The following is a 13,166-nucleotide window of genomic DNA, read 5'->3' as shown; positions in this document are numbered from 1 at the left end:
TCAGTTCCCTCTCCCTCTGGGCGGTCCGACGTTTCGGGAGGGCTAGGGTGAGGGGCTTTTGATTGTGCTTTCGGGGATTACGCGGCGAGCCTAAATTTTTTTCTTCGGCTTCGTTTCTTCGACAGGCTCATTGCGCGTGGACGCGTGGGTGTTTCCAGGGCGGGTCCGCGTCAGCGTCAGATCCGCTCTTTGGCATGTCGATCAGGAGCGAGCGTGATAATTTCCAGACAGTTAACCGGACTGACCTTGGCCGGCGTGGTTTTTGGCTTGAGTGGTTCGGCCCATGCGTTCAGCCCGGCCACGGATGTCAGTGCCGATATTCGCCGCACTGCTTTTGGCGTGCCGCATATCCGCGCGCAAGACGAGCGCGGGCTGGGTTTTGGCATTGGCTACGCCTATGCCCAGGACAATCTTTGCCTGCTGGCCAACGAGATCGTGACGGTCAATGGCCAGCGTTCCCGTTACTTCGGTCCGGATCAGTTCACCGTCGAGCAACGCGAAAACCGCGTCAGCGACGTGTTTTTTACCTGGCTCAATACGCCTGAAGCAGTCAAGGCTTTCTGGCAGGCGCAACCTGCGCAGGTGCGTGATCTGGTAGAGGGCTACGCCGCCGGCTACAACCGTTATCTGGCCGAGCGCCGTCCGCAAGGCTTGCCGCAACAGTGTCAGGGTGAGTGGGTGCGAGAGATTGCACCGGAAGATCTGGTGAAGCTGACCCGCCGTCTGTTGGTCGAGGGCGGTGTCGGCCAGTTCGCCGAGGCCCTGGCCGGTGCTACACCGCCGCATGCGAGCGCCGCAATCGAACAAAACGTGCAGGCCTATCAGTTGGCTGACGCACGTCAGCGGCGCTTCGCCCTGGACCGTGGCAGTAACGCTGTCGCAGTGGGCAGTGAACGCTCGGTCAATGGCCGCGGGATGTTGCTGGCTAACCCGCACTTTCCTTGGGTCGGCGGCATGCGCTTCTATCAGATGCACCTGACCATTCCCGGCAAACTCGACGTCATGGGCGCAGCATTGCCGGGCCTGCCGATGATCAATATCGGCTTCAATCAGCACCTGGCCTGGACGCACACGGTCGATTCGTCGAAACACTTCACCTTGTATCGTTTGCAACTCGATCCGAAGGATTCCACACGCTATCTGCTCGATGGCAAATCCCTGCCGTTGAACAAGCAGACCGTCACCGTGCAGGTGAAACAGGCCGACGGGCAAGTGGTTCCGGTCTCGCGTGATGTCTACAGCTCGCAATTCGGGCCGATTGTGCAATGGCCGGGCAAGCTCGACTGGGACAATCAGTTCGCTTATAGCCTGCGCGACGCCAACCTCGACAATGATCGGGTGTTGAACCAGTGGTACACGATGAATCAGTCGAAGACGCTGCAAGAACTGCAGGATTCGGTGCACAAGATTCAGGGGATTCCGTGGGTCAACACCCTGGCCGTCGATGACAAAGGCCAGACGCTGTACATGAACCTGTCGGTGGTGCCGAACGTCAACGCCGAGAAACTGGCCAAGTGCAGCGACCCGCGTATCGGCACACAAATGATCGTGCTGGACGGCTCCAACAGTGCCTGCGCGTGGGACATCGACCCGCAAGCGGCGCAGAAAGGCATTTATGCCTCCAGCCAACTGCCGCAACTGCTGCGCAAGGACTTTGTCCAGCACTCCAATGACTCGGCATGGCTGGCCAACCCGGCGCAGCCGCTCACCGGTTTCTCGCCGTTGATCAGTCAGGATGGCCTGCCGCTGGGCTTGCGCGCCCGGTTTGCTCTGGATCGTTTGAGCACACTGAGCAAGAAAGGGCCGTTGGCGGTGAAGGATCTGCAGCAAATGGTGATGGACGACCAGGTGTATCTGGCAACGCAGGTGGTGCCGGATCTGTTGAAGTTCTGTGCCGCTGACCTCGGCGCCGACGCTCAGGCTCTCAAACCGGTTTGCGTCAGCCTCAAGGCCTGGGATGGCCGCGCCAATCTTGATTCGGGCGTGGGCCTGGTGCACTTCCAGAACATCATGCATGCATTGCAGGCTTCGCCGGATGTCTGGCGCGTGGCGTTCGATCCCAAGGATGCGCAACACACTCCGCGTGGCCTGGCAGTCGAGCAGCCAGCGGTGGCCAAGGCGTTGCGTGCGGCCATGTTGGCGTCGGTCGAATCGAGTACAAAAATGGGCCTCACGCCGCAAACCCGCTGGGGTGATATCCAGGTGGTCAGCAGTGGCGGGCAACAGACGCCGATTCACGGCGGGCCGGCTGCTCTCGGGATCTACAACGCCATCCAGAGCGTGCCTCGTGAGGACGGCAAACTCGAAGTGGTCAGTGGCACCAGCTACCTGCAAGTCGTGACCTTTGACGACAAAGGCCCGCACGCCCAAGGGCTACTGGCGTTCTCGCTGTCCAGCGATCCGGCATCTAAGTATTCGCGGGATCAGACCGAGGCGTTCTCGAAGAAGCAGTGGAGTGTGCTGCCGTTCACCGAACAGCAGATTCAGGCTGATCCGCAGTATCAGGTGCAGACTGTTCGCGCGACGTTGGACAAGGCGGGGAAAGTCGCCGCTCAATAAGTACAAGCGTTCATTGCATCGAGCCTGAAGGCCGCATCCTGCAAGGGGTGCGGCCTTCAGCTTTTTGGTGGCTGTTGCGGTATTGAGTTGATCACCGGGTTACCTTCCTTGTTACGGCTCAGGTAGACCGGCAGCACCTTGGGCAGGCTGTTGGCGAGGTTGTTCAGCTCTTTGATGTTGTAGATGCCACCCACGCGAATCGAACCGGTGCTGTTATCAGCCAGTTCGAGTGGATTGCTCAGATAACGGTTGATCAGTGGCAGTGCTTCGCTCAACGCCAGGTTATCCAGCACCAGTTTGCCATTGCGCCACGCCAGTGACGTGTCGCTGGCGTAGGTCTGGCTGATCTGTGGCATGTAGTCGCCTTGTTTGTAACGTGCCTGCATCGACGGGCCAAGGCGCAAGCCATCGCCCGGTAATGAACGACTGCTGGTGACCAGCACCGAACCTTCGATCAGGTTCACGCGCACTTGATCCTGATACATCCAGACGTTGAACCGTGTTCCCGTGACTCGAATTTTGCCTTCGCCTGCGCGGACGACAAACGGGTGGGCCATGTCGTGACTGACCGTAAAGAACGCTTCACCTTTTTTCAGGGTGACCCGGCGTTCGTCCTTGTAATTGCTGAAGGTCAGGTCGGTGTTCAGGTTCAGTTCGATCTGGCTGCCATCACTCAGCGTGACCTGCCGGACATTATCGGTGGCGGCGAAATGTTCATAGCTGTCGGGCAGCCAGCCCAGGTTCCAGCCAGTGTAAGCGGCCAGTGGCAGGGCGAGTGCACAGACACCGGCGGCAACAGCGAATTGACGCCATGCGCGCGAAGGTCGAGGCGCTGGCACGAATGACGCCGATTCCGGGCGAGGCAAGTGTTCAGCCACGTCCCAGATTTCCAGCATGGCTTCATATTCGAAGGCATGCAGTGGATGTGCGTCGTGCCATTGCTTGAATGCGAGACGCTCTCCGTCTGTGCAGTCGGCGGCGTGCACACGCATGCACCAATGCGCGGCGGCATCGGTGATCGCATCGTATTCGGCTTCCGAGAGGGTGTCTTGGGTCATTGACTCGTCCTGATTTCGCACATTCTAACCTTGTCGGCAAGTTGCCGAGAACATTCGTCATGGCATTTACCCATCAAAGTGGAACTTATTTTTCGCTCCGGCACCCAAAAAGCAGGACGCTAATGAACACTATCCATAAATGGAGTGAAAAAATGATCAAAAAGACAATCGCAGCGTTGATTGCCACCGCCAGTTTGCTCAGCGCTGGCGCAGCGTTGGCCGATCGGCCGGGCGCTGGCTGGATCACCATCGAAAAAGCCATTGAGATCGTCAAGACCAAGGCCGGTTATGTCGAGGTCTATGAGATCGAGGCCGACAACAACGGCTACTGGAAAGGCGAGGGGCGCAAGGCTGATGGCGTTGTCTACGAGTTCCGTATCGACGGGGCGTCGGGCAATGTGTTGCGTGATCAGAAGGATTAACCAACCCGAATGCAACGTGTGAAAATGCGCCGGCTTCTAGCCGGCGTATTTTTTTGTTCCAGTCGTCAAGGCGAAGCAGATGAGGATCCTGTCTGACTTGAAGTTGGCGCCGGTAAAGGTATGGGGACCGGAAGCGGGTCCAGTTCCCGGCCCATTTCGCTGATGAGCAACGCGATCGAATCGGCGTTGGCCAGCATCACATCAACGCGTGCTTCATCAGAAACCGCACTGCGAAAGGCTTTACGTGCATCTGCGAGGTTTTGGGTTTTTGTCAGACTGAGAATTTTTTTGTACTCATTAGCGCGCTCCGGCAACTGATCCAGACCCACCCACACACCCTTCGTACTCTTCTCTGCGAACAACTGCGAAAATGGGGTGGAACGGGAAAAGGACTTACGCAGCCGATCAATATCAGCTTTGAGAAGTAGCCCGTTTGCGGTTGATGTATCGATAAGTTGGGGAAATGGCCCCATCGCCTCTACGGATTCGAAATCGTCGCTGTCGCAGACTAAATGCGAAAGTTCATGGATCAGCGTGATCGCGCGAGCATGAGAGTCAATATTGAACCTGGGCGGCAGAAAAGCGGTGTAGGCATGCAGCCCCGGATTAAAAAAGAGTTCGGTGAAGTGGACGACCTTTCGTTTGTCTTCCTTGAAAACAAATGCAACCGTATCGTCGCCATACCGCGCATTCAGGCCCGCGAAAAAGCGTTCCGTATAGAGCAAGTCATCTTTTGGATCAGTTAACTCACGGCAAAGGGGAATGATCACCTGTTCGATTTTTCTGAGTAGCCTGGGTGTGATTTGCGAAACTTCGAAAAAGTGTTTGAGTAATGTTTCAACTCGAGTGCCACCCAGGTTGTCGCGATTTATGACGAAGTTGTGCAGGCAATTCAGCGCATAGTCTCTCGCCCGAGCGACAGCTTGCTGAATCACGAAGGCTCTGGCGGGATAGCGGCGGTTGATTTGTGCCATCCCTTTGGCCTGGATGTGCATCATTATTGAGCGGCTGCGCTCGATGTCGGTTTGCACGCTGTTGCGTTGTTTTGACCGGCAACGACGAGCCGACTTGTCGGCGCCGGCAATTACAAGTCTCGAGTTCTTCTGTTCAAGCGCCGGCCCTTGCCCGCCGTCCTTTACCTGCAAATACCAGGTTTTTTCAGACTGGATCACCGGATAGACCTTGCCGGCAATCGCCGCATATTTTTGTGCCGTCGACGAATCCCTATAAACAAGTTTATTGTCCTCAAGCTTCAGCTTCTCGAGAGCGGTGGTGGTTTCAAAGCGTTGCAGATTAATGCGAGAGGCCGTAACGGGTGCGACTTTTGCCCAGCGAGCGGCGGCTTTTACCGTTGTCGTCGCGCCGCTTGCGGCAGCCGTCGATCCAGGCGCCTGCGTTTCAGTGGCAAATTCGGCTGTTTCCTCTTCCACCTCTGTTTCCCAGGATAAACGACCCAGACTGAACAGGGAGATCGCTCCTGCAATGAAGCTTTTCAGGGCGTTCGCCCAATGGTGCTCCTGCAGGTCTTCGGCAGACTCTTTGAAGTCCTTGTAACTCTTCCAGAGAAAAAACAAAGAAGCGAGTTTCCCCGGCAACAGATGGGGGACCAGACGGACACCGTGGCTGAATAGAAACTTCGCCGCTTCCCAGTCGGATTGCGCATTGATCTGCGGCTGGCAACTGAGCAACTGCGGCAACAGGCTGAGCGTGTCCTTGTGCAATCGCTCCAGTAGATTGCCGTTAACGGCAGTGCTTTGCAGCTTGATTTCAGTCGGTTTGCCGATCGTTGTTTTCAATAGATTCCTGAAGCCTGCCTGTTGCGCTGAGGGCAAACGTCGAATGATCAGATCCTGGAAGTGCCCCGGTGTATTCAACGCATCAATCAACTGCGCTTCATTATCGAATTCGCGAAAAACGTATTTGGAGTAAGGCGCGTAGAGCACCCGTGGACCTGTTTGTCCTGCACCCGGCCCGATCACATAAAGTCCGAGGGCCTCGACAAAAGCGGCGCCCGTGGTTTTGTTCAATAACAGCGGGCAGACAATGGCGTGGGCGTCCTTGACTGTGGCACGCGCCACCCCGTCCGGCATGTCCAGAACCTGGCAAATGTAGTCGTAGCCGCTTTCTGACAGCTGTTGCTGCAACTTCAGCGAGTGCGCGTGCTGCATCAACTGCCAGGGCAATTGACGTAAAAAGCGCGCTTTGCTGGTGCGTGCCGAGGCACTGTCAGCTGACAGCGCTTGCGTCACTTTCTGCGTGTAGGTGGTGGTGATATCGAGGGATTGCAGCAGTTGCTGCACGGCAGTCTGATTGAGGTGCTTCGGTAACGCGGTGGCTGTGTTCGAGGCAACCTTGAACCCGGTGCCCTGCACGATGTTGTAGTGATGCAAGGCAAAATCGAGAAGATTGCACGCAGGGCCGGCCAGCGTCAGATTCGGTGTGATCTGGATCTCCTGGGGTTTGAGTCCATTGTTCGGGAATCTGGCGTCGAGCAGGGTCTTCAGCGTCTGCTCGACATAGGTAGCTAAGGCAGGGACGCCCTCGAGAAAATCCTTGCCATCGATAAAGCTGCGCCGCAGTTCATCCAGCAGGGCGAGTTGCGTGTGTTGTTCGGTGACCGGGGCCATGCGTAACCAGTCTGGATAGTCGAGCCGACGGACGATGGCCCGCGCGAGTTCAATGGCCCGGCGCAAGTTGCTATCGATGACGGTGTTTTTCATCTGACTCAGGAAGTTAGCGAGTGTGTCCTTGTCCTTGATGCAAACGCGTAATAGCTCGCAATGGTCGAGGAAATGTTCAATGGCCGACTGCATGCGATCGTTCAACACATCGCCTTCAATCAGCTGGAAGGTACCCAGAGTGTATGGCTGATCGAGTTGGCGTTGCTTCGGTGGCAGGTTTTCCAGCAGCGTCTGATTCTGGTTGTTGTCGTCGAGCCGTCGTTGCATTTGCTTTTGCGCAATGGCGATGTCGTCGAACGATTCCAGGCCCATGGCTGGGGTCCACAGGATGGCCCGCCCGGAATGCTTGACATCCATGCCTCCGCGTTCGGTCAGGAGTACGCAGTGGGCGAGCGACATCACTTCACTTTGGCCCGTGCGGGTGAGGGTGAGCGACCATGCATCCGGCCGGAAGCCATTGAGGGACTGGCGATCCATGCGTGTTGCGTGTTTTGCGTTGAACACGGTTTCGACTAGTGTTCGCTCGGCCGTCAGCCAGGACCCGCTGAGGTTTCTCATCTGTGCCTCTCCACGCACGCCGTCCTCGAAAGCCTGCGCCAGTTTCCATCGAATATCTTCGAGAAAGGCGCGTTGTTCAGTGCTGCTCGTGGTCGGCTGATTTTTAAAGTGGCTGGTGAGATTATCCAGGGTGCGTTCCAGCTTTGTCGCCAATTGCCCAGCCTTGTCGGCCTGCACGAGTGAGGAGGGTGGTGCGCTGGAAAACAGCGGGCGGGTGCTCCAGCGTTCGTTGACGTCAAGCTTGAGCAGACGCTCGTGAATCAGTGCGCGAACATCCAGCGCCTTGTCGAAAAGCGCATGGATGTCAGTCGTGCGCTCGCTTTGGCGAAAGAGTTGCAAGACGTATTCAACGTTCTGGCGCTGTTTGGTGAGGATTGCCTCAAACAGCGTCGCAATGATCTCGCCGCCGATGTTTTCACCGGACACCTGGGCGTTGGTGAAACCAAGATAGCGATTGCGCTCCTCCATACTCATGAGGCCGTACAGCTCGTCCTCATGTCCGGCGGCATTGAGTTTGGCGGTCAACGTCTGTTTCAGATCGGCGTAGTCGGTGAGAACCTGAAAGCCTTGCGTGGGGGTGTAGAGATAGGCCTTGTCATGGTTGATCATCAGCGAGCCGGCCAACTCGACATAGGTGCTCTCCTCGCGCAAGCACACGGTTTCGAAGGTGGGTCGCTGGAGAGCGACATTCGGTTCCCGAATCAAGCAGTGCAATGCGTCGAACTCAGCGGCAGAGAGGATTTCCGTTTCGCGCTTGATCATCAAATCCGCACGCACCTGATCCTGCAGTGTCTGGCTGAAGAATGCGCGTCTGGGCGAGCCCTCGAATGAGGCGGCATTCCAGTAGGCCTCGAGTTGCCGAAACAACAGCATGGTCAGTTTTCCCGCCGCGGATTTGATCGCTTCTGCCCACGCGATCTGGTCAGCAGGCCGGGTTGCGCGGGCGGGATGGGAAAATTCAGCTGTCTGACCACGCGGCCAGCCATGACGGCGGAAGTACAGCAGTAGCGCTTCACTCAGCGATAGCGAATCGACCCATTGCCTGACATCCCCGGAGAGTGGGGCGGTGTCGGCGAAAAAACTGACCCGGGTGCGCGACTGCTGCAAACCGGCAAAGTGAGGTTCGAGCAGTTCATCGAGAATCTTTTCCAGCAGGGTGGTCAGCGAAGGCAGGCGTTTGAGTTCATCCAGCTGGTCGCGCCCGCAGGTTTCCTGAGATTGGCTGATCGCGGCTTGTTGATCGTCAAATACATCGCCTTCGATCGTTTCACGGGTCAGGGTAAAGCTGCGTTTCTCCACCAATTCCTTGCGCAGCGACACGGTGAGAAAGGCAAGCAGATCATCCTTTTCGTCAGCGTTGTCGAGGCGCGCTTGCAAGGCTTCGGTCAGCACCTTGTGATCGCTGTATTTTTTCAGGCCATCGTAGGGGGTATAGAGAAACACGCCCTTGTCATCCGGCCCGGCGCTGAGAATAAAACTGCCGGCCAGCGGCACAGCCAATTGCTTGTCGGCGTTTAACAGAATGCGTTCGGCCAGCATCGGCGGGGTTTGTTCGCTGCGCAGCGCATGGGTTGCCAGTTGCACATGAGCGAGCCAAGAGAAATCTTTGCTGTTCAGACCGTGGGCCAGACGGAAGCCCTCATGCAGGCCTGGGGATTTAAGAATGTCGGGGAACAATAAAGGTGCAGTGGGGCTAGACATCATTGAGCTCTGAATGCAGGCGCCTTGGGCGGGGGCTCAAGAATAGGTACGCAGTTCAGCGCGCAGGCGGTACATAGTTACCGCACGCGCCGAGCTGAAATGTGCGGAAGGGCGTCAATCACTCCCGAATGATCGAAGGGTTGACAGCCGACAGCTCCGCCGTGGTTAATCGACGAGCAAGTCGTCCGTACGCTGTTGTTCCCTCCAATAATCATTCTGGAGCTTCAGATGTCTGCGCCACACGATCATGTGTCCTCTGCTGTCGCGTCCTCGTTTTCTCTCGAAGCGCTGACGCAACTGCTTGAAACGATTTTCCTGCGCCACGGCACCTCCGCCGACGTCGCGCAAGTGCTGGCCGCCAACTGCGCCGGGGCCGAGCGCGACGGCGCTCACAGCCATGGCGTGTTTCGCATTCCCGGTTATGTCTCGACGTTGGCCAGCGGCTGGGTCAACGGGCACGCGGTGCCGCACGTCGAAGATGTCGCCTCGGGATTTGTCCGTGTCGATGCCGGCAACGGTTTCGCCCAACCGGCACTGGCTGCCGCCCGGCCGCTGCTGGTGGAGAAGGCGCGAAACGCCGGGATTGCCGTGTTGGCGATTCGCAACTCTCACCACTTCGCCGCACTGTGGCCGGATGTCGAACCTTTCGCCGATGAAGGTCTGGTGGCGCTCAGTGTGGTCAACAGCATGACCTGCGTGGTGCCCCATGGCGCCGACCGGCCACTGTTCGGCACCAACCCGATTGCGTTCGCCGCGCCACGGGCCGGCGCCGCGCCGATTGTCTTCGACCTGGCCACCAGCGCGATCGCCCATGGCGACGTGCAGATCGCTGCGCGCAAAGGTGAGCGGCTGCCGGCCGGAATGGGCGTGGACAGCCTCGGTCAGCCGACTCAGGATCCCAAGGCGATTCTTGAGGGCGGGGCGTTGTTGCCGTTCGGTGGTCATAAGGGTTCGGCGCTGTCGATGATGGTCGAGTTGCTGGCCGCAGCGTTGACCGGGGGTAATTTTTCCTTCGAGTTCGACTGGTCCAATCATCCCGGGGCGAAAACGCCGTGGACCGGGCAGTTGCTGATTGTCATCGACCCGAGCAAAGCCGCCGGGCAGGGTTTTGCCGAACGCAGTGGCGAACTGGTGCGCCAGATGCACAGTGTCGGGCTCAAGCGTTTGCCGGGGGATCGTCGGCATTGGCAACGCAGTAAGTCGTTGGCTGAGGGCATTGTGCTGGACGCGCAGACGCTGGCGCAGTTGCGCGAACTGGCGGGGGTGTGAGCAAAGAGCCAAGGCCCCTCACCCTAGCCCTCCCCGGGGGGAGAGGGGACTGAACGAGGTGAATGGGCGAGGTACGCCGACGTGGAATACCGAGCTGAATTCAGGATCTGAACAGAAAAAAACCGGCAGGCATAAAAAAGGCGAACCCAGTGGGTTCGCCTTTTTCGTGCGCGTTTGACTCAGCGACGGCCGAGCAGCAAGCCGACCACCAAACCGAAACCGGCGGAGATCGCCACGGTCTGCCACGGGTGGCCGCCGATGTAGCTTTCGGTGGCATCGACCGCTGGTTTGGTGCGATCACGCACGCTCGACACGGAATCCAGCGCCTGTTGCAGTTTCAGGGCGATTTGTCCGCGCAGCGTTTCCGCTTCTTCGCCGACCAGTGAGGCGCTGCTCTTGAGCAGTTTGTCGGACTCTTGAATCAGAGCCTGAAGTTCGCTGAAGGCCTGATCCTTGATTTGGTCTTCGGCGGCTTGCACGGCGGATTTGCGGGCCATTGGGTGACTCCTTGCAGTTGAATGGACAGTGATCAATGGAGTGTGGCGCTTGCTGAAAAGTTGCACTGAATTTAGGTCAGAAATAAAAACCTGCGCGGGAGATTTCCGTCGAGCGTGTAAGATGTCGCCATTTTACGCAGCAGGATAATTCCCCATGAGTTTCAATCTGGCCGACAAATCCCTTGCAGAGCGCGCTGCGCTGGAAGACGAGAAATCCCGTCTGTTCGAACTCTGGCAGAACAATCTGGGCAAAGCCAAAGGCGAAGCCGCGCGTTTGTTCGGCGAGCGCGGCAAGCGCAAAGGCAAATGGGCCGAGTGGGTCCGCGCGGAACTGGACGGCATGTCGCCGCCGGAGTTCGCCAACATGGTACGCAGTGAAGTCAATCGCCTGATGGCCGCCAACAAGTAACGCTTCAACTGAACGTCGTGGCAATCGCTTCACGCACTTTGACCACCACCGGATCGATCTGCGTGCTGGTGCGCCAGCCCAGTTCGATCGGATAACGCGGCAACTTCAGCGGGCAGGGCAGCAGCGCCAGACCGCTGAGTGCGGCGATGCTCTCGGCGGCATGCGTCGGAATCGTCGCCACCGCCCGGCTGCCCTTGAGCAGATACGGCAGCGCGGCGAAATGTGTGGTCGAGGCGCACACTCGCCGGCTCAGCCCCAGCGCCGCCAACCCCTCATCGGTAATCCCGATAAACCCGCCGGACGACACCAGAATGTGCTCGCGGGCAACGAACGCCTCAAGATCAATCTGTTGCTGACCAGGCGCAAGGCTCGCCGGATCGACCAGACAGGCATATCCACCTTCGCCCAACACCTGACGGCTGAGCAAGCGCTCGGCAAAGCCACCGGCAGTAATCGCCAGATCGATGCTGCGTTCCATCAGCGCGCGGGCGACGATCTGACTATGAGTCTGTCGAAAGATCACCCGCAGCTTCGGTGCGATGCGGGCGATTTCTTCGATCAGGCGGCGACCGTAGGCGATCTCGAAGTCATCCGACAGCCCTACGGTAACCGAGCGACCCTCGTATTGATTGGCCGCCGGGTCGACCATCGCCAGACTCTGCCGGCATTTGTTCAGCGCGTCGCTGACCACCGGTTTCAATTGATTGGCTTTGAGCGTCGGGGCCAGCCCACGCCCGGTGCGCACGAACAATTGATCGCCGTAAACCTCACGCAACCGGCGCAACGCCGCGCTGACGGCCGATTGCGTGACGCCCAGACGCAACGCCGCGCGGCTGGCGCTGGATTCTTCATGCAAGGCTTCAAAGACTTTCAGCAGATTGAGGTCGACCGTGGCGATATTCATTTGGCTCATATCATTAAGCAGCAATTGGGGCTTTATTCATGATCGCGTGGCGCCGCAGAATCGGCAACCACTGAACCTGAAGGAGTCCCCGTAATGGCCAAATCGATTGTTGCCGCGCTGCAAATCGGCGCATTGCCCGACGGCAAAGCTGCCACTCTGGAACAGATTTTGAGTTGGGAAGGCGCGATCAGCGAATCCGGCGCGGCGTTGGTAGTGATGCCGGAAGCGCTGCTGGGCGGTTATCCGAAAGGCGAGGGTTTCGGCACACAATTGGGTTATCGCCTGCCTGAGGGGCGTGAAGCCTACGCCCGTTATTTTGCCAATGCGATCGATGTGCCGGGGGCCGAGACGCAAGCGCTGGCCGGTCTGTCGGCGCGCACCGGGGCCAATCTGGTGATCGGCGTGATTGAACGCTCTGGCAGCACGCTGTATTGCACCGCGCTGTATTTCGACCCGCAGGACGGCCTCGTCGGCAAACACCGCAAACTGATGCCAACCGGCACCGAACGGTTGATCTGGGGTAAGGGCGACGGCTCGACGTTGCCGGTGTTCGACACCCAGGTGGGCAAGCTCGGCGCCGTGGTGTGCTGGGAAAACATGATGCCGCTGCTACGCACGGCGATGTACGCCAAAGGCATTGAAGTGTGGTGTGCACCGACCGTGGACGAGCGTGAAATGTGGCAGGTCAGCATGCGTCACATCGCCCATGAAGGCCGCTGCTTTGTGGTCAGTGCGTGCCAGGTGCAGGCATCGCCTCAGGCGTTGGGTGTCGAGATTGCCAACTGGCCGGCGGATCGACCTTTGATTGCCGGCGGCAGCGTGATTGTCGGGCCGATGGGCGACGTGCTGGCGGGGCCATTGCGCGGGGAGGCGGGCTTGCTCACGGCTGAAATCGACACCGATGAACTGGTGCGTGCGCGCTATGACTACGATGTGGTCGGCCACTATGCGCGGCCGGATGTGTTTGAGCTGTCAGTAGATGAACGCGCCAAACCCGGGGTGCGCTTCAACACATAACCCACTGCCTTGGTAACCCCTGTAGGAGCTGCCGAAGGCTGCGATCTTTTGATCTTGATCTTGATCTTAAAAAACAAAAGCAAAAGATCGC

At 58.3% G+C, this 13,166-nt stretch carries 9 protein-coding genes; 5 read left to right on the top strand and 4 right to left on the bottom strand.

What is annotated here, in order from left to right:
- Nucleotides 1-213: 213 nt before the first annotated feature.
- A complete protein-coding gene (gene pvdQ, locus PMI23_RS21860) occupies nt 214-2,559 on the top strand; it encodes a bifunctional acylase PvdQ (protein ID WP_007917429.1) in 2,346 nt (781 codons plus the stop codon).
- Between the two features lie 56 nt (nt 2,560-2,615).
- Here the strand turns inward: pvdQ and PMI23_RS21855 are convergent, their stop codons facing one another.
- Nucleotides 2,616-3,617: a FecR family protein gene (locus PMI23_RS21855; RefSeq protein ID WP_007917427.1), complete on the bottom strand. Its 1,002-nt coding sequence runs from the start codon at nt 3,615-3,617 to the stop codon at nt 2,616-2,618.
- A 152-nt stretch (nt 3,618-3,769) separates the two neighbouring features.
- Here PMI23_RS21855 and PMI23_RS21850 point away from each other — a divergent pair, with 152 nt between their 5' ends.
- Nucleotides 3,770-4,039 (top strand): PepSY domain-containing protein, encoded by a 270-nt coding sequence (locus tag PMI23_RS21850; RefSeq protein ID WP_042705002.1) that lies wholly within the window; start codon nt 3,770-3,772, stop codon nt 4,037-4,039.
- 65 nt (nt 4,040-4,104) lie between these two features.
- On the opposite strand, the gene PMI23_RS21845 is transcribed toward PMI23_RS21850, so the two are convergent.
- Nucleotides 4,105-8,979, bottom strand: coding sequence for a dermonecrotic toxin domain-containing protein (locus PMI23_RS21845; protein ID WP_007917424.1), 4,875 nt, complete (start codon nt 8,977-8,979; stop codon nt 4,105-4,107).
- 228 nt (nt 8,980-9,207) lie between these two features.
- Between PMI23_RS21845 and PMI23_RS21840 the strand changes: the two genes are divergently transcribed.
- The gene (locus PMI23_RS21840) at nt 9,208-10,248 is read left to right on the top strand and encodes an Ldh family oxidoreductase (RefSeq protein WP_007917422.1); all 1,041 of its coding nucleotides are present in this window, start codon (nt 9,208-9,210) and stop codon (nt 10,246-10,248) included.
- Between the two features lie 179 nt (nt 10,249-10,427).
- Here PMI23_RS21840 and PMI23_RS21835 read toward each other — a convergent pair whose 3' ends face one another.
- Nucleotides 10,428-10,745, bottom strand: coding sequence for a DUF883 family protein (locus tag PMI23_RS21835; protein WP_007917413.1), 318 nt, complete (start codon nt 10,743-10,745; stop codon nt 10,428-10,430).
- A gap of 154 nt (nt 10,746-10,899) precedes the next feature.
- Here PMI23_RS21835 and PMI23_RS21830 point away from each other — a divergent pair, with 154 nt between their 5' ends.
- Nucleotides 10,900-11,154: a hypothetical protein gene (locus PMI23_RS21830; RefSeq protein WP_007917411.1), complete on the top strand. Its 255-nt coding sequence runs from the start codon at nt 10,900-10,902 to the stop codon at nt 11,152-11,154.
- Nucleotides 11,155-11,158: 4 nt separating this feature from the next.
- Here PMI23_RS21830 and PMI23_RS21825 read toward each other — a convergent pair whose 3' ends face one another.
- Entirely contained in the window at nt 11,159-12,067 is a 909-nt protein-coding gene (locus PMI23_RS21825; RefSeq protein ID WP_007917410.1) for a LysR family transcriptional regulator, read from the bottom strand.
- Between the two features lie 84 nt (nt 12,068-12,151).
- On the opposite strand from PMI23_RS21825, the gene PMI23_RS21820 reads away from it, so the two are divergent.
- Nucleotides 12,152-13,075 carry a carbon-nitrogen hydrolase family protein gene (locus PMI23_RS21820; protein WP_007917408.1) on the top strand — a complete coding sequence of 308 codons (924 nt, stop codon included), beginning with the start codon at nt 12,152-12,154 and terminating at the stop codon, nt 13,073-13,075.
- Nucleotides 13,076-13,166 lie beyond the last annotated feature (91 nt).

Origin of the sequence: Pseudomonas sp. GM24, from assembly GCF_000282235.1 — a bacterium.
Classification (GTDB): domain Bacteria; phylum Pseudomonadota; class Gammaproteobacteria; order Pseudomonadales; family Pseudomonadaceae; genus Aquipseudomonas.
Note: the sequence above shows the minus strand (reverse complement) of the source record. Positions and strands in the feature narration are given on the sequence as shown.